Source organism: Nocardia sp. NPDC005746 (genome assembly GCF_040630785.1).
In the GTDB taxonomy this organism is placed as follows: domain Bacteria; phylum Actinomycetota; class Actinomycetes; order Mycobacteriales; family Mycobacteriaceae; genus Nocardia.
Window position 1 is genome coordinate 53,744 of the sequence record NZ_JBEXYE010000016.1, and the last position, 21,612, is coordinate 75,355.

The 21,612-nt window shown below is 67.4% G+C and carries 27 protein-coding genes and 1 pseudogene; 23 read left to right on the forward strand and 5 right to left on the reverse strand.

Annotated features, from left to right (window positions below; translation table 11 throughout):
- The first annotated feature begins 332 nt into the window (after positions 1-332).
- The 4 genes from ABZ412_RS26505 (at position 333) to ABZ412_RS26520 (ending at position 4,157) form a co-directional block, all read left to right on the forward strand.
- Positions 333-1,340 (forward strand): ATP-binding cassette domain-containing protein, encoded by a 1,008-nt coding sequence (locus ABZ412_RS26505; RefSeq protein WP_357285051.1) that lies wholly within the window; start codon positions 333-335, stop codon positions 1,338-1,340.
- Positions 1,337-2,146 carry an ABC transporter permease gene (locus tag ABZ412_RS26510; RefSeq protein ID WP_357089192.1) on the forward strand — a complete coding sequence of 270 codons (810 nt, stop codon included), beginning with the start codon at positions 1,337-1,339 and terminating at the stop codon, positions 2,144-2,146. Before ABZ412_RS26505 ends, ABZ412_RS26510 begins: the two co-directional genes overlap by 4 nt.
- Positions 2,143-3,033: an ABC transporter permease gene (locus ABZ412_RS26515; RefSeq protein WP_357285054.1), complete on the forward strand. Its 891-nt coding sequence runs from the start codon at positions 2,143-2,145 to the stop codon at positions 3,031-3,033. The genes ABZ412_RS26510 and ABZ412_RS26515 overlap by 4 nt, the downstream gene beginning before the upstream one ends.
- A gap of 95 nt (positions 3,034-3,128) precedes the next feature.
- Positions 3,129-4,157 carry an SDR family oxidoreductase gene (locus tag ABZ412_RS26520; protein ID WP_357285057.1) on the forward strand — a complete coding sequence of 343 codons (1,029 nt, stop codon included), beginning with the start codon at positions 3,129-3,131 and terminating at the stop codon, positions 4,155-4,157.
- 33 nt (positions 4,158-4,190) lie between these two features.
- Here ABZ412_RS26520 and ABZ412_RS26525 read toward each other — a convergent pair whose 3' ends face one another.
- Positions 4,191-5,423: a lycopene cyclase family protein gene (locus ABZ412_RS26525; RefSeq protein ID WP_357285059.1), complete on the reverse strand. Its 1,233-nt coding sequence runs from the start codon at positions 5,421-5,423 to the stop codon at positions 4,191-4,193.
- A gap of 61 nt (positions 5,424-5,484) precedes the next feature.
- Positions 5,485-5,961 (reverse strand): hotdog fold domain-containing protein, encoded by a 477-nt coding sequence (locus ABZ412_RS26530; protein ID WP_357285062.1) that lies wholly within the window; start codon positions 5,959-5,961, stop codon positions 5,485-5,487.
- A 193-nt stretch (positions 5,962-6,154) separates the two neighbouring features.
- On the opposite strand from ABZ412_RS26530, the gene ABZ412_RS26535 reads away from it, so the two are divergent.
- The 15 genes and pseudogenes from ABZ412_RS26535 to ABZ412_RS26605 all read left to right on the forward strand — a co-directional run.
- Positions 6,155-6,580 (forward strand): hypothetical protein, encoded by a 426-nt coding sequence (locus ABZ412_RS26535; protein WP_357285064.1) that lies wholly within the window; start codon positions 6,155-6,157, stop codon positions 6,578-6,580.
- Between the two features lie 495 nt (positions 6,581-7,075).
- Positions 7,076-7,381, forward strand: a complete 306-nt coding sequence (gene rpsJ, locus ABZ412_RS26540; protein ID WP_040804197.1) for a 30S ribosomal protein S10 — start codon at positions 7,076-7,078, stop codon at positions 7,379-7,381.
- Positions 7,382-7,395: 14 nt separating this feature from the next.
- Entirely contained in the window at positions 7,396-8,061 is a 666-nt protein-coding gene (gene rplC, locus ABZ412_RS26545; protein ID WP_357285067.1) for a 50S ribosomal protein L3, read from the forward strand.
- Positions 8,058-8,729, forward strand: coding sequence for a 50S ribosomal protein L4 (gene rplD, locus ABZ412_RS26550; protein WP_357089175.1), 672 nt, complete (start codon positions 8,058-8,060; stop codon positions 8,727-8,729). The genes rplC and rplD overlap by 4 nt, the downstream gene beginning before the upstream one ends.
- On the forward strand, positions 8,726-9,031 hold the full coding sequence (gene rplW, locus ABZ412_RS26555) for a 50S ribosomal protein L23 (protein WP_067712168.1): 306 nt from the start codon (positions 8,726-8,728) through the stop codon (positions 9,029-9,031). The genes rplD and rplW overlap by 4 nt, the downstream gene beginning before the upstream one ends.
- A gap of 32 nt (positions 9,032-9,063) precedes the next feature.
- Positions 9,064-9,894 carry a 50S ribosomal protein L2 gene (rplB, locus tag ABZ412_RS26560; protein ID WP_067712165.1) on the forward strand — a complete coding sequence of 277 codons (831 nt, stop codon included), beginning with the start codon at positions 9,064-9,066 and terminating at the stop codon, positions 9,892-9,894.
- Between the two features lie 14 nt (positions 9,895-9,908).
- Positions 9,909-10,190 carry a 30S ribosomal protein S19 gene (gene rpsS / locus ABZ412_RS26565; RefSeq protein WP_019931198.1) on the forward strand — a complete coding sequence of 94 codons (282 nt, stop codon included), beginning with the start codon at positions 9,909-9,911 and terminating at the stop codon, positions 10,188-10,190.
- Positions 10,187-10,588, forward strand: coding sequence for a 50S ribosomal protein L22 (gene rplV / locus ABZ412_RS26570; protein WP_213558069.1), 402 nt, complete (start codon positions 10,187-10,189; stop codon positions 10,586-10,588). Before rpsS ends, rplV begins: the two co-directional genes overlap by 4 nt.
- Positions 10,589-11,395, forward strand: coding sequence for a 30S ribosomal protein S3 (gene rpsC / locus ABZ412_RS26575; RefSeq protein WP_033091021.1), 807 nt, complete (start codon positions 10,589-10,591; stop codon positions 11,393-11,395).
- A gap of 3 nt (positions 11,396-11,398) precedes the next feature.
- Positions 11,399-11,815: a 50S ribosomal protein L16 gene (rplP, locus tag ABZ412_RS26580; protein ID WP_213558068.1), complete on the forward strand. Its 417-nt coding sequence runs from the start codon at positions 11,399-11,401 to the stop codon at positions 11,813-11,815.
- The gene (gene rpmC, locus ABZ412_RS26585; protein WP_040804215.1) at positions 11,815-12,054 is read left to right on the forward strand and encodes a 50S ribosomal protein L29; all 240 of its coding nucleotides are present in this window, start codon (positions 11,815-11,817) and stop codon (positions 12,052-12,054) included. The genes rplP and rpmC overlap by 1 nt, the downstream gene beginning before the upstream one ends.
- The gene (gene rpsQ, locus ABZ412_RS26590) at positions 12,051-12,347 is read left to right on the forward strand and encodes a 30S ribosomal protein S17 (protein WP_357285070.1); all 297 of its coding nucleotides are present in this window, start codon (positions 12,051-12,053) and stop codon (positions 12,345-12,347) included. Before rpmC ends, rpsQ begins: the two co-directional genes overlap by 4 nt.
- A 240-nt stretch (positions 12,348-12,587) precedes the next feature.
- Positions 12,588-13,181: a hypothetical protein gene (locus tag ABZ412_RS26595; protein WP_357285073.1), complete on the forward strand. Its 594-nt coding sequence runs from the start codon at positions 12,588-12,590 to the stop codon at positions 13,179-13,181.
- A gap of 187 nt (positions 13,182-13,368) precedes the next feature.
- Positions 13,369-13,752 (forward strand): FAD/NAD(P)-binding protein, encoded by a 384-nt coding sequence (locus tag ABZ412_RS26600; protein WP_357285240.1) that lies wholly within the window; start codon positions 13,369-13,371, stop codon positions 13,750-13,752.
- Between the two features lie 143 nt (positions 13,753-13,895).
- Positions 13,896-14,150, forward strand: a pseudogene (locus ABZ412_RS26605) (3-carboxy-cis,cis-muconate cycloisomerase); the annotation flags it as partial.
- Between the two features lie 8 nt (positions 14,151-14,158).
- Here ABZ412_RS26605 and ABZ412_RS26610 read toward each other — a convergent pair.
- The gene (locus ABZ412_RS26610; protein ID WP_357285076.1) at positions 14,159-14,581 is read right to left on the reverse strand and encodes a DUF5997 family protein; all 423 of its coding nucleotides are present in this window, start codon (positions 14,579-14,581) and stop codon (positions 14,159-14,161) included.
- A gap of 60 nt (positions 14,582-14,641) precedes the next feature.
- Here ABZ412_RS26610 and ABZ412_RS26615 point away from each other — a divergent pair, with 60 nt between their 5' ends.
- The 3 genes from ABZ412_RS26615 (at position 14,642) to ABZ412_RS26625 (ending at position 18,517) form a co-directional block, all read left to right on the forward strand.
- Positions 14,642-15,604, forward strand: a complete 963-nt coding sequence (locus tag ABZ412_RS26615; RefSeq protein WP_357285079.1) for a LysR family transcriptional regulator — start codon at positions 14,642-14,644, stop codon at positions 15,602-15,604.
- 202 nt (positions 15,605-15,806) lie between these two features.
- Complete coding sequence (locus tag ABZ412_RS26620) at positions 15,807-16,319, forward strand: EXLDI protein (protein WP_357285081.1); 513 nt, start codon at positions 15,807-15,809, stop codon at positions 16,317-16,319.
- 38 nt (positions 16,320-16,357) lie between these two features.
- Positions 16,358-18,517: an MMPL family transporter gene (locus ABZ412_RS26625; protein ID WP_357285084.1), complete on the forward strand. Its 2,160-nt coding sequence runs from the start codon at positions 16,358-16,360 to the stop codon at positions 18,515-18,517.
- A 352-nt stretch (positions 18,518-18,869) separates the two neighbouring features.
- Here the strand turns inward: ABZ412_RS26625 and ABZ412_RS26630 are convergent, their stop codons facing one another.
- Positions 18,870-19,634: a CPBP family intramembrane glutamic endopeptidase gene (locus ABZ412_RS26630; protein WP_357285086.1), complete on the reverse strand. Its 765-nt coding sequence runs from the start codon at positions 19,632-19,634 to the stop codon at positions 18,870-18,872.
- Positions 19,635-19,680: 46 nt separating this feature from the next.
- Positions 19,681-20,613 (reverse strand): pseudouridine synthase, encoded by a 933-nt coding sequence (locus ABZ412_RS26635; RefSeq protein ID WP_357285089.1) that lies wholly within the window; start codon positions 20,611-20,613, stop codon positions 19,681-19,683.
- A gap of 123 nt (positions 20,614-20,736) precedes the next feature.
- Here ABZ412_RS26635 and ABZ412_RS26640 point away from each other — a divergent pair, with 123 nt between their 5' ends.
- The gene (locus ABZ412_RS26640; RefSeq protein WP_357285092.1) at positions 20,737-21,555 is read left to right on the forward strand and encodes a DUF4190 domain-containing protein; all 819 of its coding nucleotides are present in this window, start codon (positions 20,737-20,739) and stop codon (positions 21,553-21,555) included.
- The last annotated feature ends 57 nt before the right edge of the window (positions 21,556-21,612 follow it).

Below are 21,612 nucleotides of genomic sequence, written 5' to 3' on the forward strand. Positions count from 1 at the left end.
GGTCAACCTCTCGTGGCCTGTGAATGTCTCTCCCCGCCAAGGCCAGACTATGGTTCGAGGCGCAGATGCGACAAGGTAGCGAAATCGCCGCATACCGCCCGGTCTGCGCCTGGATCAGCAGCTATTCGGCCGGCCCTCGATTTGTGACCAAGGGCACAGTTTGAAATTCGCTGCTTCGGCAAAGAAACGGCCTCCCGCGCGGCACGCCGGTAACATCACGGCCGGCGGTGTGGATCATCCCGGCGGGCGGTAACTACCGCCCCCGCGCGATGTGGGGACCCGCCGCCCCGGGGCGACATCGTTCAGCCCGACCAGCCGATAGTGGAGAGTTGATGCCCAGCTTGGACAGACCGGAACCCGTAGCAGCCGACGATCCGGCCGTTTTCGTCGAAGACATTCGCAAGTCCTTCGGCGATGTGCACGCGCTGCAAGGGGTCAGCTTCACCGCCGCCCGCGGCCAAGTCCTCGGTATCCTCGGCCCCAACGGGGCGGGCAAGACCACCACGGTCAAGATCCTGTCCACCCTGCTGCGCCCGGACTCCGGCGTCGCCCGCATCGCCGGGCATGACGTCCGCACCGATCCGGCCGCCGTGCGCCGGTCCATCATGATGACCGGCCAGTACGCCGCCCTCGACGAAAACCTCTCGGGACGCGAGAACCTCGAACTCTTCGGCCGCCTCATGGGCCTGCCCCGCAAGGCCGCCCGGCAGCGCGCCGACAACCTGCTCGAGGAATTCGACCTCACCGGCGCCGGCCGCCGCGCGGTCCGGCACTACTCCGGCGGTATGCGCCGCCGCGTCGACATCGCCTGCGGCCTCGTGGTCCGGCCCGAGGTGGTGTTCCTCGACGAACCCACCACCGGTCTGGATCCCCGCTCGCGCCAGGGCGTCTGGGACCTCGTCACCGCGCTCAAGACCCAGGGCATCACCGTCCTGCTGACCACGCAGTACCTCGAAGAGGCCGACGTGCTCAGCGACAACATCATCGTCATCGATAAGGGCACGGTCATCGCCGAAGGCACCGCCGACGCCCTCAAGGAGAAGACCGGCGGCAGCTACTGCGAGGTCGTGCCGCTCGACCCGACCCAGCTGACCAAGGTCGCCGACGCCCTCGGCGACCTGGTGCCCGCCGCGGTCCGCGCCGAACTCTCCGGCGACCGGCTGTCCATCCCCGCCCCCGAGGGCGCGGCCACCCTCTCCGAGGCGCTGCGCCGGCTCGACAGCGCGGCCGTCAAGCTCGCCGACATCGGCCTGCGCCGCCCCTCGCTCGACGACGTCTTCCTCACCCTCACCGGACACTCCGGCACCAAGGAGACCGTCGGCGCGGAAGGCGCCGCGTGACCGCGCCCGCGGCGAACGCCGCCGATCTCTTCGCCGGGGTACCCCCGGCCCGGCCCAACAGCTTCGCGCAGTGGCGGGCCCTGACCGGGCGCGTGGTCTGGGTGATGTTCACCAAGGGCGAGATGCTCATCGCGGTCATCGTGCCGCTGGTCTTCACCCTCGGCTTCTACCTGCCGCTGCGCTACGTGATGAAGTTCCAGGGCATCGACTACGCCCAGTTCGTCATGCCGATCATCGTGCTGCAGACCATGTCCTTCACCATGATGTCCAACGCGCAGCTGGCCGCGTTCGAAGCCATGACCGGACTCAACACCCGCATGCAGACCATGCCCATCGGCAAGATGGTGCCGCTGGTGTCGCGATTGTCCGCGGGCTTCGTGCGCTCGGTGGTCTCACTGATCGCGGCGCTGGTCTGGGGACATCTGATCGGATTCCACTTCGTCGCCGGCTGGGGTCAGGCCGCGCTGTTCTGCGGGTTCTCCCTCGCCGTCGGCACCATCCTGGCCATCGGCGCCGACGGGCTCGGGTCGCTGACCAAGAGCCCCGAATCGCTGAGCCAGGCCCTGACCCTGCCGACCCTCATCTTCGGCATGCTGTCCTGCGGCTTCGTGCCGGAGAACGGATTCCCCGTCTGGGTGCGGCCGTTCGTGCGCAACCAGCCCATCTCGCAGTTCTCCTTCGCACTGCGCGACATGGCTCAGCACGGGGTGACCTGGAATGTGTTGTGGGTGCCGCTGGTGTGGCTGGGCGGCCTGCTGGTCGTCTTCCTGCCGCTGGCGGTCTGGGCGAGCGTGAGGCGGTCATGAGCACGGCGACCACGGCCGAGACGGCCGTCGACAAATCCGGGGACCCGGTGACCCAACTCGATTCGTGGGCGGGGCATGAGCCGCTGCCCGTGGTGAAACCCCGCTCGGAGCGCGCGCTCTCGGTGTGGGCGCAGCAGAGCGTGATCCAGTGCAAGCGCATGCTCATCGGCTGGATGCGCGACCCCGCCACCACCATTCAGACCTTGGTCTACCCGGCCGCCACGCTGATCATGTTCCGGATCGTGCTCGGTGACTCGATCACCATGGCCACCGGCATGCCCAGCATCTACGGCACCGTGCCGATGGTCATGCTGGTCGCGGCCATGTCCGGATCGGTGGTGAGCGCGCTCGGCTTCAAGGTGGAGAAGGCGACCGGTCTGCTCGGGCGGTTCTACACCATGCCCATCCACCGCGCCGCCGGGCTCACCGGGCGACTGATGGCCGAGGCCATTCGTGTGGTGATCACCTCCCTGTTCGTGCTCGCGGTGGGCGTCGCGCTGGGCTTCCGGTTCTGGTACGGGCCCGCGGCTTCGATTGCCATGCTGGCGATTCCGGTGCTGTTCGCACTCGGATTCGCGGTGCTGGTGACGGCGCTGGCCACCCTCACCGAAGGCGTCATGCTGGTGTCGCTGGTGGGCATCATCAACACCCTGCTGATGTTCTTCAACTCCGGGTTCGTGCCGGTCTTCGCCTACCCGGTGTGGTTGCAGAAGACGGTCGAGAACCAGCCGATGAGTACGGCCATCGACGCCATGCGCGGCCTGTCCTACGACGGGCCCATCGCGACCCCGCTGTGGAAGACCGCCGCCTGGGCGATCGGCATGATCGTCGTGTTCGCCTACCCCGCCATCCGCGGGTACCGGCGCGCGGCCGAGACCGGAGCCTAGACACGCCGGGAACCGGCGGGCGGACACGCCCGACCGGTTTCCCCGGGTGTGACCCTCAGGGTTCCAGTGGCGTGCGTCACGTTAAGGTGGCCCCCATGTCATACCTGGTGACCGGGGCAACTGGGTTCATCGGTCGGTTTCTCGTACCCGAACTGCTGAAGCGCGGCGCGGACGTTCACGTCCTGGTGCGGCCGGGCGAGGACTCGGTGCTGCGCTACAACCGCTGCCTACGCGACTGGGGCGACCGCGACCGGGTCCACCCGGTCCGCGGCGACCTCGCCGCGCCCGGCCTCGGTGTCGACGCGAGCTGGATTGCCGCGCACCGCGGTTCGATCGACCACGTCTTCCACCTGGCCGCCGGGTTCGACGCCACCGGCGCGGGCGGCGGCACCCTCCGGGTGGCCGAACTCGCGGGCGCGCTGGAAGCGGGACGACTGCACCATGTTTCGACCATGCGCGTGGCCGGGGCCTGGGAGGGCGTGTTCACCGAGGACATGACCGACGTCGGCCAGCTACTGCCCACCCCTCACCAGCGCGCCATGTTGCGCGCCGAACAGGAGGTGCGCGACCAGACCGCGGTGCCCTGGCGGATCTACCGCCCCGCCATCGTGATCGGCCACTCCCGCACCGGCGAGATCGACCGCATCGACGGCCCCTACTACTTCTTCCGGCTGCTGCGCATGGCCGCGCAACTGCCGCGCATCCTGCCCGTGGTGGCGCCCCGGCTCGGCGAAACCAATATGGTGCCGGTCGATTTCGTGGTCCGCGCGCTCGACCACATCGCGCACCGAAACGGCGACGGGCCGGACACCTACCACCTGGTGGACCCGCGCGAGCAGAGCGTCGCCGAGGCCTTCAACCTCTTCGCCGACGAGGCCGGCGCCCCGCACCTGATCGAGGTGATGCCCAAGCAGACCCTCGACGTCACGCTGCGGGTGCCCGGCATGGGGTGGGCGCTGCGTCAGATCGGCATCCCGATGGAGGTCATCGAGGACTGCGAGTTCGCCTGCCGCTTCGACTCCCACAATGCCGCGGCCGCTCTCGCCGGGACCGATATCAAGGTCCCGCCGCTGGCCGCCTACGCCGGGGTGGTGTGGAAGTACTGGATCGAGAACTGGGTCTGAGGCGCGCGAGCCCGCGTCGTGGCTGCCGCGGCCTCAGGGCGTGTCGTCCCCGGGCAGCAGGCTGTCCGGGGGCAGCAGCAGATCGTCCAGTGTGCGGGCCCGCCCGTAATCCCAACCGACCCAGCGGTTTCGATTGGTCCAGCCGACCAGGTCGTACCGCCACGTGAACGGCCAGGTGGTCGCGACCGTCATGAACAACGCCGTCCCCAGCGCCGAGTAGTCGTCGTGCGCCGACAGCAGGGCGCGCTGCTGCCGCGGCGGCCGGGTGAAGAACGCCTCGAACATGGCGATGGACTGCGCGGTGGTGAGCCGCCCCAGCCCGTACACGCCGCGCATGCGCATCCAATAGACCAGCCGCGCCTGCCACGGCCACAGCGCCTCGATCGGATCGGTGCCGCGCTGCACCGCGTCCAGCGCGGTGTCGACCAGCGCCAGCGAATCCGCCACGCAGTACCCGGTGATCGGATGCATCATGCCGCCGCGCGAACCGAACGGAATCACCGCGCCACGACCGGCTTTCGGCGGCAGTTCGTCGAGCGGATAGTGGGCGGCCTCGGTCGGCTCGTCGCCGCGCAGCCGAATCCCGTGCGCCGCCAGCCGATTCAGGGTGCGCCGCCGCAATTCGTGCTGCGGCATGCCGCCGCGCAGGCCCAGGCTGGTCTCCTCGAAGATGACCGTGCCGTCGCCGAGTGGCACCGAGTACAGGAACGACGGCGGCTCGTCCGGGCCCGCGCCGTTCTCGTCGCGCCAATCCAGCAGCAGCCCTTCACCGGCGGTGACCATGGGCGCGGCGATGTCCTCGTCCACGAAGATGCCGTGCGCGCTGGCCGTGCGGCGCGCGCCCGGCGTGGCCTGGCCGCGGGTGTCGAAGACGGTGGCCGCGCGCACCTCGGTGCCGTCGGCAAGCTCCACCCGGTGCGCCTCCACGGTGCGGGCGCGACCGGTGATCACGGTGGCGTCGTCGAGCGGGAGCGCGTCGAACAGGCCCTGCTTGGACAGCACGCAGTAGGGCCGCGGAATGCGGTGCTCGGTGGTGGTCCACACCGCGGGCGCCTCGATCCGGCTGGCGATGGCGCTGTGCCCCAGCCAGTGCGGCAGTTCGTCCACCCAGCAGGAGAAGGTCGGGGCCCACAGCCGCGTCGGCCGCGGATCCACCGCGACCACCCGCAGGCCCGCCACCATGGCGCGGTGCGCCAATGCCCGCCCCGTGGGACCGAGCCCCACCACACACACGTCGGCGGCCCTGCCGACATCCCGGCCACTCATACCCGCATTCAAACAGCCGGGACCCGTGCACGCCAGGTCGGTCCCGACTTCGCGCACCCTATTACTTGGGCGTCACCCAGGTGGTGATGTCGGCGTGCACGACCTCGAGCCCGGACCGGTCGTAGATCGACACCGGCACCACGAGTTCGCGCCCCTCGGTGATCTGCGCGAAGTCGGGCACCTCGTCCAGTTGCGCGACCGCCCGCAGGCCCGAGTTGGCCTTGGCCAGGTACTGCACGTTCATGGCCTTGGGAATCCAGCGGTGGGTGTCGGGCACGGTGGCCTCCGACAGCATCCCCATCGCCACCTCGGCCAGGTTGCACGCCGCGATGGCGTGGAAGGTCCCCAGGTGATTGTGGATGCCGAACCACTTGGGCGCGGTCACCTCGCACAGCCCCGGTTCCAGCCGCACCACGCTCGGCAGCACGGTGCCGAAGTACGGCACCCGGGCCACCATCCCGAGCGAGAACAGCGTGTGCCCGATCCGGTTGTCCGGAAGCTTCTTCCACCCGCGATACGTAGCGGTCTCTTTACCCATGACCCGTATCTTACTCAAAAGTAAGTTCCATGGAAGTGCCGTGTCGTATAGGTCATCGGATCGGTCGGCAGGTTGCCTGGCCGCGCGAAACCAGCCGGTTGCTAGTTATCTGGGAAGGCTGCGCCACGAGCGCGGCTGGGAGCCGGTACCACCCCGGACCGGCTATCGGGGAAATATAGGAGTTCTCGACATCATGCGTATTCGCACCGCGGTGGCCACTGTCGGCATCGCACTCGCGGGGGCGGCCGCCGCCACCGCGTCCGCCGGCTCGGCCGCCGCCTTCACGCCGTACAGCAACCCGGGTGAGGGCATCATCCTCGGCGTGGACCTGACCCACGACGAGACCGTGGCCCTGTCCAACACCTGGATCCCGGCGGCCATCACCCAGATCAACGGCGGTCACAATATGATCGCCCCCGACCCGTACTACTCCGACCTGGTGGTCGACGGCCGCCCGCACGGCAACATGACCCAGGTCATCGGCGAGGCCGCCGATGTACCGGGCGGGCAGGTCGGCCTGTACCTGGTCGACCCCGCCCGGTTCCGCGGCGGCAACTTCCTGTTGCTCCAGGATCTCGGCGGCTGGGACTATTACCTGCGCCACATGCACGACAACTGAGGGTGAAATGGCCGGTGCGCGAACCGAATTCCGCACCGGCCGGCACGCGGGCCGGGCCGGGGGGCTCGACCGGGTGTGACCAGGGCCATTGGCCCGGGGGTGGGGGAGGGGGCGATTTGAAGTGGGGCGGGGGCTCGAGGCATACTGTTCGGGTTGCCCACACCGGGTTGCGTCTCTTCCGTTGGATCGGCGCTGGTGGTGGGTGAGCAAGACCCAATTTTGCACCCCGCTGATTTGCGGCGTGGGTGCGTCCGGAACAATGTTCCGAGGCTTGTAAGGATTTTGGTCCGGGGCCGAGGAATGAGCGGCGGAGCGACACGCCCGACCGCGTGGACCGGATGAACCATGACAGATGAACAGCGGCGATGGATCGGGCCCGAGGGCCTAGGTCGTGTGGTGGCTGATGCGTCTTCGTGTGTTCGGCAGTGCAAATGAGGGTGGTTCGGGAGTGAAAGCTCCTGGGCCACAACGCAAGCGGAGAAAAGGACACTCAGCGTGGCGGGACAGAAGATCCGCATCAGGCTCAAGGCCTACGACCATGAGGCGATCGACGCGTCCGCGCGCAAGATCGTCGAGACGGTGACCCGTACCGGTGCCCGTGTGGTCGGCCCGGTGCCGTTGCCCACCGAGAAGAACATCTACTGCGTCATCCGGTCGCCGCACAAGTACAAGGACTCGCGCGAGCACTTCGAGATGCGTACGCACAAGCGGCTTATCGACATCCTCGACCCGACGCCGAAGACGGTTGACGCCCTGATGCGTATCGACCTGCCGGCCAGCGTCGACGTCAACATTCAGTGACGGGGACTTCGAATATGACTGACAACAAGAGCCGTCCGGCCGCGGGCATCCTGGGCACCAAGCTCGGCATGACCCAGGTCTTCGACGAGAAGAACCGCGTCGTTCCCGTGACCGTCGTCAAGGCGGGCCCGAACGTCGTTACCCAGATCCGTACCCAGGAGCGCGACGGCTACGCCGCCATCCAGGTCGCGTACGGCGCCATCGACCCCCGCAAGGTGAACAAGCCGGTCTCCGGTCAGTTCTCCAAGGCCGGTGTCACCCCTCGCCGCCACATCGCCGAGCTGCGCGTCGCCGACGTCGCCGCCTTCGAGGTCGGCCAGGAGATCAACGCGGACGCCTTCGAAGAGGGCAGCTACGTCGACGTGACCGGCACCTCCAAGGGCAAGGGCTTCGCGGGCACCATGAAGCGCCACGGCTTCCGTGGTCAGGGTGCCTCGCACGGTGCGCAGGCCGTGCACCGTCGTCCGGGTTCCATCGGTGGTTGCTCCACCCCGGGCCGTGTCTTCAAGGGCATGCGCATGTCGGGCCGTATGGGTAACGACCGCGTCACCACGCAGAACCTCTCGGTCCACAAGGTGGACGCCGAGAACGGCCTGCTGCTGATCAAGGGCGCGATCCCGGGCCGCACCGGCGGCATCGTGATCGTCAAGAGTGCAGTGAAGGGTGGTGCCCGGGCATGAGCACCGAGACCAAGACCAACCTGACGCTCACGGTCAAGGCCGCTGGCGGCAAGACCGAGGGCACCGTCGAGCTCCCCGCGGAGATCTTCGACGTGACCGCGAACATCGCGTTGATGCACCAGGTCGTCGTGGCCCAGCAGGCCGCGGCTCGCCAGGGCACGCACGCCACCAAGACCCGCGGCATGGTCCGCGGTGGTGGCAAGAAGCCGTACCGCCAGAAGGGCACCGGCCGTGCGCGCCAGGGTTCGACCCGTGCGCCGCAGTTCGCCGGCGGTGGCACCGTCCACGGCCCGCAGCCGCGTGACTACACCCAGCGTCTGCCCAAGAAGATGAAGGTCGCCGCGCTGCGTGGCGCTCTGTCGGACCGGGCTCGCAACGAGCGCATCCACGTGATCACCGAGCTGGTGGCGGGTCAGACCCCGTCGACCAAGGCGGCCAAGTCCTTCCTCGCCGAGCTGTCGGAGCGGAAGAACATCCTGGTCGTCGTCGGCCGTGAGGATGTCACCACGTGGAAGAGCGTGGCGAACCTGCAGGGCGTGCACCCGATCGCCCCCGACCAGCTGAACACCTACGACGTTCTCAAGAGCGACGAAATCGTGTTCTCGGTCGAGGCGCTCAACGCCTTCGTGCACGGCCCCGCCGAAGCTGCACAGGAGGAGAGCAAGTGACCACCATCGCCGACCCGCGCGACATTCTGCTGGCGCCGGTGATCTCCGAGAAGTCCTACGGACTGATCGAAGAGGGCACCTACACCTTCATCGTGCACCCGGATTCGAACAAGACGCAGATCAAGATTGCTGTCGAGAAGGTTTTCGGCGTCAAGGTGACCAGCGTCAACACCGCCAACCGTCAGGGCAAGCGCAAGCGGACCCGCTTCGGTTACGGCACGCGTAAGAGCACCAAGCGCGCGCTCGTCACCATCTCGGCCGACAGCAAGCCCATCGAGATCTTCGGAGGCCCGGTCGCGTAAGCGGCGGGGACTTCAGAAAGGCAGAAGAACTCATGGCAATTCGTAAGTACAAGCCGACAACCCCGGGCCGCCGCGGTGCCTCGGTCTCGGACTTCGCCGAGATCACCCGCTCGACCCCCGAGAAGTCGCTGCTGCGTCCGCTCACCAAGACCGGTGGCCGTAACGCGCAGGGTCGCATCACCACCCGTCACAAGGGTGGCGGTCACAAGCGCGCCTACCGTCTGATCGACTTCCGTCGCCTGGACAAGGACGGCATCCCGGCCAAGGTCGCTCACATCGAGTACGACCCGAACCGCACCGCCAACATCGCGCTGCTGCACTTCGCCGACGGCGAGAAGCGCTACATCATCGCGCCCAAGGGCATCGCCCAGGGCACGAAGATCGAGTCGGGCCCCGGCGCCGACATCAAGCCCGGCAACAACCTGCCGCTGCGCTCGATCCCGACCGGTACCACGGTTCACGCCGTGGAGCTGCGTCCGGGTGGTGGCGCCAAGCTGGCTCGTGCCGCGGGCATGTCCATCCAGCTGCTGGGTAAGGAAGGCGCCTACGCCGTCCTGCGTATGCCCTCCGGTGAGATCCGTCGCGTCGATGTGCGCTGCCGCGCCACCATCGGCGAGGTCGGCAACGCCGAGCAGTCGAACATCAACTGGGGTAAGGCCGGCCGTATGCGGTGGAAGGGCGTTCGCCCGACCGTCCGTGGTGTGGTCATGAACCCGGTCGACCACCCGCACGGTGGTGGTGAGGGTAAGACCTCCGGTGGTCGCCACCCGGTCTCCCCGTGGGGCAAGCCCGAGGGCCGTACCCGTAAGCCCAACCGTCCCAGCGACAAGCTCATCGTCCGCCGCCGCGGCAAGAAGCGTTAAGGAGGAGGTTAGACATGCCACGCAGCCTGAAGAAGGGCCCGTTCGTCGACGAACACCTCCTCAAGAAGGTGGACGTCCAGAACGAGAAGGGCACGAAGCAGGTCATCAAGACCTGGTCGCGTCGTTCCACCATCATCCCCGATTTCATCGGCCACACGTTCTCGGTCCACGACGGCCGCAAGCACGTGCCGGTGTTCGTGTCGGAGAACATGGTTGGACACAAGCTCGGTGAATTCGCGCCGACCCGCACGTTCAAGAGCCACGTCAAGGAAGATCGGAAGAGCAAGCGGCGATGAGCACTGAAACTCAGAACCCGACCGCGCGCGCGACCGCCAAGCACGTTCGCGTGACGCCGATGAAGGCGCGTCGCGTCGTGGACCTGGTCCGTGGCCGTAGCGTGCAGGACGCGCTGAACATCCTGAAGTTCGCGCCGCAGGCCGCGAGCGAGCCGGTTGCGAAGGTTGTCGCCTCGGCGGCGGCCAACGCCGAGAACAACCTCGGCCTCAACCCGGCCACCCTCGTCATCTCGACCGCGTTCGTCGACGAGGGCGCGACCATGAAGCGTTTCCAGCCGCGTGCCCAGGGCCGCGCGTTCCGGATCCGCAAGCGCACCAGCCACATCACCATCGAGGTCGAGAGCGTGCCCACCGCCGGCGCTGCCACTCGTAGCCGCCGGAAGGGAGGGGCAAAGTAAATGGGACAGAAGATCAATCCCCATGGCTTCCGCCTCGGTATCACCACCGACTGGAAGTCGCGTTGGTACGCGGACAAGCAGTACGCGGACTACGTGAAGGAAGACGTCGCGATCCGCAAGCTCCTCGCCACCGGCATGGAGCGGGCCGGCATCTCGAAGGTCGAGATCGAGCGCACCCGTGACCGCGTGCGTGTGGACATCCACACCGCGCGCCCGGGCATCGTGATCGGCCGTCGTGGCGCCGAGGCCGACCGCATTCGCGCCGAGCTGGAGAAGCTCACCAAGAAGCAGGTTCAGCTGAACATCCTCGAGGTCAAGAACCCCGAGTCGGACGCTCAGCTGGTTGCTCAGGGTGTGGCCGAGCAGCTGTCCAACCGTGTGGCGTTCCGTCGCGCGATGCGCAAGGCCATCCAGTCGGCCATGCGTTCGCCGAACGTCAAGGGCATCCGTGTGCAGTGCTCCGGCCGTCTCGGCGGCGCGGAAATGTCGCGCTCGGAGTTCTACCGTGAGGGTCGCGTGCCGCTGCACACGCTGCGCGCCGACATCGACTACGGCCTGTACGAAGCGAAGACCACCTTCGGCCGCATCGGCGTGAAGGTCTGGATCTACAAGGGCGACATCGTCGGCGGCAAGCGCGAGGTCACCGCTGTGGCCCCGTCCGGCCGCGACCGTGACGACCGCCCGCGTCGCGAGCGTCCGAGCCGCCCCCGTCGCAGCGGTGCCCAGGGCACCACCGCGACCAGCACTGAGGCCGGCCGCGCCGCCACCGCTGTGGCGGAGGCTCCGGCAGAGAATCAGGAGGGCTGACCTATGTTGATGCCCCGCAAGGTCAAGCACCGTAAGCAGCACCACCCCGGCCGTTCCGGCATGGCGAAGGGCGGCACCGCGGTGACGTTCGGTGAGTACGGCATCCAGGCTCTCGAGCCGGCCTACGTCACCAACCGTCAGATCGAGTCGGCTCGTATCGCGATGACCCGCCACATCAAGCGTGGCGGCAAGGTCTGGATCAACATCTACCCGGACCGCCCGCTCACCAAGAAGCCGGCCGAAACCCGCATGGGTTCCGGTAAGGGTTCGCCGGAGTGGTGGATCGCGAACGTCAAGCCCGGACGCGTCATGTTCGAGCTGTCGTACCCGACCGAGGAGATCGCTCGTGAGGCCCTGCGCCGCGCGATGCACAAGCTCCCGATGAAGTGCCGGATCGTGACCAGGGAGGAGCAGTTCTGATGGCTACCGCCAACCCGACTGCAGAGCTCCGCGAGCTCGACAATGAGGCGCTCGTCGCCAAGCTGCGCGAGTCCAAGGAAGAGCTGTTCAACCTGCGCTTCCAGATGGCGACCGGTCAGTTGCAGAACAACCGCCGCCTGCGCGTGGTCCGCCACGAGATCGCGCGCATCTACACGGTCATGCGTGAGCGCGAGCTCGGCCTGGCCTCCGGTCCTGAAGGCAAGGGAGACGCCGCATGAGCGACGCCAAGGGCCCGGCCAAGACGCCGGCCACCCAGGAGGAGCGGGGCCAGCGCAAGACGCGCATCGGCTACGTCGTCTCCGACAAGATGAACAAGACCATCGTGGTCGAGCTGGAAGATCGCGTGAAGCACTCGCTTTACGGCAAGATCATCCGCACCACCTCGAAGGTGAAGGCCCACGACGAGAACGAGATCGCCGGTGTCGGCGACCGCGTGCAGCTGATGGAGACCCGTCCGCTGTCCGCCACCAAGCGGTGGCGTCTGGTCGAGGTGCTGGAGAAGGCCAAGTAGCCTGCTCCATGACTTGAACCAAGTCATTGATCACCGGTCCGCTTCCCCGTGGGGAAGCGGACCGGTGTGTTTTCGGGGGGAGAGTGCGGGAACCGCTTGCCATTCGGGAAGCGGTTCCTTTCTTTTTGTCCGGGTACTGGCCGGTAATGCCAAACCTGGACGAGTGTGACCAAACTGAAACCCCATATGTCCAAATGGAATTGGCGTGTCGCCCGGCAGAAGCGTTAGCGTGTACGAGCTATGAGGGATGCTGCGACAACAACTTCCGGGGCTTGGCGGATCGACGACCGGACCGCGGTGACTTTCCGCGACGCGGCCGTGGCCTGGTCCCTGGCCGCCCACGAGGTACTGGCCGAATGTGCTTCCGGCTACGGACATTTCGTCACAGTGAACGAACTGGCCGAGCGTGTTCAGGAGATGTCGGGCATTCGCACCGACGCGCCGACCCGCACCTGGATGGACGCCATCCTGCGCAAGGTCGCGCGGCGCTGCCACAATGCCGGCGAACCGCCGCTGACCGCCCTGTGCGTCAAGCAGAATCACAAGGTCAGCGACAGCTACAAGTACGTGCTGGAGCTGGCGCATCTGCCGATTCCCGCCGATCTCGAGGTGCATGCCGCCTACGCCCGGTGGCAGTGCTACGCCGCCTACGGCGCGGACATTCCGACCGACGGTGGTATTCCGCCGCTGATTCCGCGCAATGGCGGCGCGCCGCGCCGGGTCGCCGCGGCGGCCGCGGCGCCGGTGGCAAAGCCGGAGCCGGAGGCGCGCAAGGCCGTGTGTGTCAACTGTTTCACCGAGCTCCCGGCCAATGGCGTCTGCTACTACTGCTGAATTCCGGCGCTGTTGACAATTCCGGCTGAGCAGACGTTCCGCACCGATCATTCTCGAGGGCCTGTTCCACCCACTGCTAGCCTCGGCGGCGTATCCGGATTCGAATACGGCTAATCGAGCGCGATCGGTGAGTCTGCATGCTCGACAATGTTTTACGGATCGCCATCATTGAGTCGGTCCTTGAGGTCTGAATGTTTTCGAACGTGTTTGCGCCAATGCTCGCCAATTAGGTATCGACGCCGGTGTCGAGCTGGTGGTCATCGACTCGAATCGGGTCGGCACCGGCTCGGCCTGGCGGACCGACCAGTCGTCACACCTGCTCGTGAACACCGTCGCCGAGCAGGTCACGATATCCACCGACGGCACCATCGAGATGGCGGGTCCGGTCGACCGTGGCATCCATTCCGAGTGGTCGAACTTCCTGGCCAAGATCGGCAATTTCGCGGGCCTGCCCACCGCCGCCTTCGGTGTGGTCGTGCGGATTTCCCCCGACACCTATCCGCCACGCGCCTTCTATGGCCATTATCTGCGCTGGGCCTTCGAACGCACCCGTGATCGATACGCCGAATAGGTGCGGGTCCGCGAAATCGCGGCAACCGTGGTGGATATGCGCGAGGGCCCCCGGCGGCTTCCCGGAACTGGAACTCAGCACCGGGGAGCGACTGCGCGGGTTGCACGCGGTCGTGCTCACCCAGCGCCATCTTGTCGAGGCCGCTCCGGCCGCGCCCGATCGCCGATCTGGCCGTCACCTCGGGCACCCTGGGCAAGCTGGCCGTCGACGTGATCTCCCGGTCCCGGGACGAGACCGCGGAACCGACCGAGCCCGCCGCACCCGGCCGCGGGGAGTCCTCGGCCATACCGCGGAAGCGGAACCCGGTGCTGAGCACCATGATTCGCGCGCTCCAGGTCCGGGCCCTGGCCTCGACCTCGTTCGGCGCGCTGCTGGCCGAGGACGAGCGTTCGGCCGGGGTGAATCCCTACTTGGGACCGAAGAGGTTCTTGGGCGGACGGTTGCTGGCGGCGCGGCGCGCGGCGTCCTTCTCCTTGACCCGTTCGGCTTCCTTGCGGACGGCCACCAGGTTCTCGCGTTCGCGGACCAGCCATTCCGGCGGATCGGCGAGGAGGGCGGTGATCTCCTCGGCGGTGAGTGCGTCGGACACCCCCGCGCGGCCCAGGCCGGAGTTGGAGATGCCGAGTTTCCGGGCCACCACGTCGCGCGGGAACGGGCCGTTGGCGTACAGGTCGGTCAGCCACTGCGGCGGGTTGGCGCGCAGTTCCTCGAGCTGGGCGCGGGTGATGGGTGAGCTCTGGAACTCCTCCGGGGTAGCCGGGAGGTAGATGCCGAGTTTGTTCGCCGCGGTCAGCGGCTTCATGGTCTGGGTGTTCTTGTCCGGGCTCACCGGTCCAGCGTATCGGGCGGGTGGGGAGAACCCGCTGGCCGGTGCAATAACCTGGACCCCATGACAGGTCAGGGCCGGTTGGAGTCCATCGACGTCACGCGTCTGCGCTGGTTCGTCGCGGTTGCCGAGGAATTGCACTTCGCCCGGGCGGCGCGTGGCCTGGGCATTTCCCGGCAGCGTTTGAGCGGCACGGTCATCGAGCTGGAGGAAGAGCTCGAGATCAAGCTGTTCGTGCCGGGCGCGCAGCCGACCCAGTTGAGCGAGGACGGTCGCGCCGTGCTGGAGCAGGCCCGGGCGCTGATCGCGGCCGCCCCACCGGAACCGGTCGCCGCGCCGGAGGCGGTGGATCGCCTGCGCGTCGGTTTCGTCCCGGGCGTGACCGTCACCAAGTGGGAGCGCATCTGGGGCGAGCGTTTCCCCGAGGTCGCCCTCGACTTGATCCCGGTTCCGATGAAGGAGCAGGAGACGGCATTGCGCACGGACGCGGTCGACATGTGCTTCGTGCGCCTGCCCATCGACCGCGACGGCATGAGCGCGATCCCGCTCTACCGCGAGGTCCCGGTGGTCGTGGTCCCCAAGGACCACCCGATCGCCCTGTTCGATCAGGTTGCCACCGCGGATCTGGCCGACGAGCGCATGCAGGACGCCGCCGACCTGGACGACGCGGCCATGACCATGGAACTGGTGGCCGCGGTGAGCGGCGCCGCCATCGTCCCGCATTCGATCGCCCGCCTGCACCACCGCAAGGATCTGGTCTATCGCACGGTCACCGATGTGGCCGAGACCGAGATCGCGCTGGCCTGGCCGGCCGCCGCCACCACCGAGCTGGTGGAGGAGTTCGTCGGTGTGGTCCGCGGCCGCTCCCAGCGCAGTTCCCGGTCGCCGTCGGGGCAGCAGCCGGACAAGCAGGCCAAGCAGCAGTCCGCGCCGAAGCGCAAGCCCGCCCCCGCGAAAAAGCCCGCGGCCGCGGCCAAGTCGAAGCAGGGGGCCGCGCGGAAGCCGGGTAAGCGGCGCGGTCGCTGACCGTTTCAGGGGTCGACCTGGAGAAATCTCAGGGTCGACTCAGGGTTGCTCTATACGTATACGTCTACTTATAGTGACGTAAGACGGCGTTCCGCCGTCGGGAACCGCTGAGATCGATTGCGGCGCACCGGATGTGAGATCCGGGGTGTCGTGTCGTACACGCATGCCCATATAAGCATCTACGAATGATTCGGAGCGTCTCATGGCCCTCGAAATGGACAAGCCCGCCACCGACCTGGTCCCGGATCCGCAGCCCGAGGGCATGCGTGAGATCACCCTCCGCGTCGGCCCCGGCGGCGGCCGCACCCAGCGCTTCGTCGGCCGCCCGCTGGCCGACGGTCGCAAGGTCACCGGGGAGGGGAGCGAATCGGTCCAGGTCTTCCTGAGTCGCAAGGGCAAGCTGGTCGTCCACCGGCACTTCCTCGACTGGACCGACTTCGCGCGTGCCACCAGGACGGTCGCGGAGGAGCGGAAGGACGAGTACCTGACCGTCCGGAAAGGTTCCGATCGGTCGGATCTCTCGCTGATGGCCGAATGGCTCAAAGGATTTGGGGGGTGGCGGGAATTCCTTCAGTTGGGTAAGGATGGATACGGCGACTTCACCGTCGACATCGTGGACTCGCCGGGGGAATTGCGTGATCTTGTTCCAGCGAAGGTCTACCGGACCGTCGCTGATGCGCTGGAGAACCCGGCATCCCAGGTCCTCGACATCTGATTAGCGCGCGGCCGAAACCCCGAAAGGACTTCTCCCGCATGTTCTCCGGACTAGGACGCCTGGTCGTCCGCTTCCCGTGGCTGGTGATCGGCGCATGGCTGATCGCGATCGTGGCGGTCGTCGCCACGGCCCCCAAGCTCACGGCCACCACCGAGCAATCAGACTTCCTGCCTTCGCACTACGAATCCGTCCAGGCGATGGAGTTGCAGCAGAAGGCCTTTCCGAACAGCAACACCCCCGCCGCGCTGATCGTCTTCGAGCGCTCCGACGGGGCCCCGCTGACCGATCAGGACGCGGCCGTCATCTCGTCGGCCGCGACCAAGCTGTCGGACAAGCACATCAAGGACGTCACCGCCGTCCAGGCGCTGCCTCCGTCGCAGACCAAGGCGATCGGCGTGGTCGCTGTCGCCATGGAGAAGGCGACCGACGCGGCGGCCAAGAACCAGACCGACGCCGTCAAGGCGCTGCGTGACGCCTTGAAGGAGCAGGTCTCCGGCACCGATCTGAAGGCCGGCGTCACCGGCACCGCGGCCCAGATGCTGGATCAGCAGGATTCCAGTGAGAAGGGCCTGGCCATCATCGGCATCGCGACCGTGGTGCTGATCCTGGTGCTGCTGCTGGTCATCTTCCGCAGTCCGATCATCGCGTTGCTGCCGATCATCGTGATCGGAATGGTGTCCGCGCTGGCGAACGGCGTGATCGCCTCGGCCAGTGCGGCATTCGACCTGAAGATCGACAACTCGGTGCAGTCGCTGCTGGTCGTGGTGTTGTTCGGGGTCGGCACCGACTACATCCTGTTCCTGATGTTCCGCTTCCGGGAGCGCCTGCGCGCCGGTGAGGACCCGAAGACGGCCATGGTCAGTTCGGTCGAGCGGGTCGGCGAGGCCATCACCTCGGCCGCGGCGGCGGTGATCATCGCCTTCGGCGCGCTGACCCTGTCCACCCTGGGCATGTTCCGGTCGATGGGCATCGCGCTGGCCATCGCGGTGGCGGTGGCGCTGCTGGCGGGTCTGACCCTGGTCCCGGCCATCGTCTCGCTGTTGGGCACCAAGGTGTTCTGGCCGTCGAAGGCCTGGCAGACCGAACCCGAGGGCGCGCGGTTCCGGGCGGTCGGCAATGCGCTGGGCAAGCGTCCGGCGGTGTTCGCCGCGGTCTCCGGCGGCGTGCTGCTGGTGCTGGGTGTCTTCGCGCTGGGCTTCAACCCGACCTTCGATCTGAGCTCCGGTTCGACCTCGAACGCGGCCGAATCCACCGTGTACGGCAAGGAATTGCTCAAGGGCATGCCCGCGGGCAGCACCCAGCCGTCGCAGGTCTACCTGCGCGCCGAGCAGGGGACGCTGAACCAGGGTGAGCTCGACGCCTTCCGGACGGCGCTCACCGGCGTGAGCGGTGTGGGCCAGGTGTCGCCGGCGACGCTGTCGAAGGACAGCGCGGTGGCCGAGTTCCAGGTGACCCTCGCCGACAAGCCGGAATCCGATGCCGCGCTGGAGACCGTGAAGGGTCCGCTGCGCGATACCGCGCACGCCTCGGCCCCGGCCGGCACCACCGCGGTGGTGGGCGGTATGACCTCGGTGTTCGTCGACTTCCAGCACGCCATGAACCGTGACTACATGGTGGTGTTCCCGGTCGCGGGCATCCTGATCATGATCGTGCTGGCGCTGCTGCTGCGCAGTGTGGTCGCGCCCTGGTACCTGATGGCCTCGGTGTTCCTGGGCTTCGCGGCGACGCTGGGTTCCGCGGTGCTGGTGTTCCAGCGCATCCAGGGCGAGCAGGGTCTGATCTTCCAATTGCCGTTGATCATGTACCTGTTCGTGGTGGCGCTGGGCACCGACTACAACATCCTCATGGTGGCCCGTCTGCGGGAGGAGGCCCGCGAGGGCAACGATCCGCACGCCGCCGCGGCGCTGGCGGTGCGGCACACGGGTCCGACGGTGGCGGCGGCCGGTGTCATCCTGGCGGGCACCTTCGCCTCCATGATGCTGGCGGGCAATTCGGTGCTCTCCCAGATGGGTTTCGCGATCTCGCTGGGTATCACCATCGCGGCGTTCGTCATGGCGATGTTCTTCACGCCCGCGGTGACGGCTCTGGTCGGCCGCTTCGCCTGGTGGCCCGGACATGGCGGGGATGCCGAACAACCGCCGGTATGGGATACCGAATGGTCGGAAACCGATGTGGTAAGCGGACAATCGCGACGCTAAGTTCCGAATAGGTATCCGAATCGCGGCCCGCTTCTCCTGTGGAGAAGCGGGCCGCTTCGCTGCTGCGCGACGTGCCGCTGATCGACAACCTCCGCGAGTCCGGCCCGGCTGTTCGGGCTGCTGGGTCGCGATCCGGGGTGGAATCACCCGGCCTGATCTGGTCTGACAGAAACGCGTTTCACTTTTTTCGCGAAACTGCCTCGCGGTGAACTGGACAACCGATACAGTTCGGGCCGACGCACAGACTCGGTTCGGCGTGGCCCAACCCGCCGAACCGACCCCGGGCCGGCTGACCATAATCCTCTGTTCCCAGGTCAGCCGGCCTCCTCTTCTTTCGTCGGAGGGGCCGCCGCTAGCGCACGGTCACGTGCCACACCACCGCGGCGGCCAGCGCGCCCGCGCCGTTCACCGCCCAGTGCAACGCGATCGGCGCGAGCAGGCTCCCGCTGCGCCGCCGCAGCCAGGTGAAGACCATGCCCGCCCCGGCCGTCGCCAGCACCGCGAGCCCGATCCCGAGGATCTGCCCGGCCGGGCCGCTGCCCAGGAATCCGGTGAGGCCCTTGTTGCCGCTGGTCAATCCCAGCGATGAGGCAATGTGCCAGAGCCCGAACAACATCGACCCGGCGGCGAACACGCCACGCGCGCCGACCACGCGGTCCAAGGTGCCGTGCAGCACGCCGCGGAAGGCCAGCTCCTCGGGAATCGCGGTCTGCAAGGGGATGACGATCATGGACGCGATGAGCGCGCCCGAGACCGCGGCATAGCGGTCGTTCAGGAAGAACGGCCGGGTGATGGGCAGGGCCGCGCCGATGGCCACGGCCGCCAGCACCACGCCCACCGCCGCCACTGCCCAGAGCGAGCCGCGCCGCCACTGCGAGGGGGAGAGTCCCAGCTCCGCCCAGCCCAGTCCGCGACGCCGGACCATGGCCACCAGCACCACCGCGGCAATCGGCACCGAGAGGATGCTGGCCCACTGGTTGGTGAAGTGTGCGATGAGGTTGGTGCAGGTCAAAACGACGACAACGACGGCAACGTCCACGTAGGCGTGCAGCTTGTGGCCGGGCGAGGTGGGCGCTTCCGGCGATGCCGCCGCCGCGCCGTTATCGTTTCGAGACATCCTGGCCAGTGTACGAGCGAATTCTTGGAATCCGCTTCGATTGTGGTTAATCGCTCGCCCAGCCCGCGGGGTCGTCCCAGGCTCGCAGGGTGCGCGTGGTTTCGAAACGCCGGGTCTCGCGGGTGACAGGGTCGGGGAACTCCAGCGCCGACGCCAGCAACTGCAGCGGCCGCGTGTAATCGTCGACCGGCTTGTCGGTGAGCTCGGGATAGAAGTCGTCGCCCAGGATCGGGATCCCGAGGCTGTTCATATGGATGCGGATCTGGTGGGTGCGCCCGGTCCGCGGCCGCACCCGGTAGCGGCCCAGCCCGTCCCGGTGGTCGAGGAGTTCGATCAGTGTCTCGGCATTGGGCTCGCCCTCGGTCTCGTAGGCCTTGAGCACCTGCCGTTCCTTGACGATGCGGCTGACGACCGTGCGCGGCAGGTCCAGGCTGGGATCGAAGCGCGCGATGGCCTCGTACTCCTTGTGGACCAGGCGCTTGTGGAACATGGTCTGATACGCCCCGCGCCGAGCCGGATTGATGATGAAGAGAACAAGGCCGGCGGTCACCCGGTCCAGCCGGTGCGCGGGCACCAGATCCGGCAGGTCCAGTTCGCGGCGCAGCTTCACCAGGGCGGTCTGCAGGATGTGCTGGCCGCGGGGGATGGTCGAGAGGAAGTGCGGTTTGTCCACGATCAGGATGTCCTCGTCGCGGTGGACGATGCCGATCGGGAAGGGGACCTCGGTCTCCTCGGGCAGATCGCGGTGGAACCACACCGCGCCGCCGGGTATGTAGGGGGTGTCGAGGGCGATGGGTCCCGCCAGGTCCACGATGCCGCCCTCGCGCAGCAGTTCGTCGATGCGTTCGGGCCGGACCCGGGGCAGCCGTTCCACGAGGTGGTCGCGGATGGTCGCCCAGTCGCCCTCCTCGGGTAGCCGCAACCGGGCCGGATCCAATCCGTGCCGCTTCGGTAGCGGTGGTTGCTGCCTGCGTCTCACCTGGGAAACCCTAGCTCCCGGGTATGTCCGGATTGCGGGGTACGGTGGGCCGACGCCCGGAATGTCCGGGTCAGCGCCGTGATCGGGGGTCTCGTGTATCCGAACGACCAACAGCCTCAGGGTGTGCCGGGCCAGCCCGGTCAGCCGCAGCCGGGCCAGTACGGCTATCCGCAGCCCGGGCAGCCGGAATACGGCCAGCCCGCGTATGGACAGCCGGACTACGGGCAGCAGCAGCCCTTCTACGGTCAGCCCGACTACGGGCAGCCCGGGTATCAGCCGATGCCGCCCGGCTATCCGGTTGCGCCGCCGCCCGCGCAGGGGACCAATGGTTTCGCCATCGCCGCGCTGATCTTCGGTCTGCTCGGGACCTGTCTGCTCGCCATCCCGTTCGGCGTGATCGCGCTGAATCAGACCAAGCAGCGCAATCAGGCCGGTCGGGGTCTGGCCATCGCCGGGCTGATCGCCTCGGGTCTGTGGGTCGTATTCGCCGTGGTCATCGTGGCCATCGCCGCGGTGACCGATTCGAACACCACGGCGGCGCAGGACAATACGACCCGCACCTCGGCCCTGTCGGATTCGCCGACTTCCATCTCCATCGACGAGGTGAAGACCGGTGACTGCGTGCAGACGGTGAAGGAGAACAACCACATCCGCGAGGTGACCGTGCTGTCCTGCGATTCTCCGCACGACGGTGAGGTGATCACCCAGGTGCACCTGCCGGGTTCGTGGCCGGGTTCGGGTGACGCGTCCTTCGACAAGGCCAGCGAGGCCTGCCAGGTGCAGCTGGACAAGCTGCTGGCCTCGAGCCCGGTGGTCGAGCAGCTGGAGTCGTTCATCCTGTATCCGGCGAACGAGACGCAGTGGAACAAGTCGAACGGCCGCGCGACCTGCATGGTGCACAACGCGGACGGTTCGAAGTTGACCACGAAGGTGCCGCGCTGACCCTCGGTGTGGTCGTAAAGCCAAAGTTAGCCTAACCTATCTTCTCGCTGGTGTTCG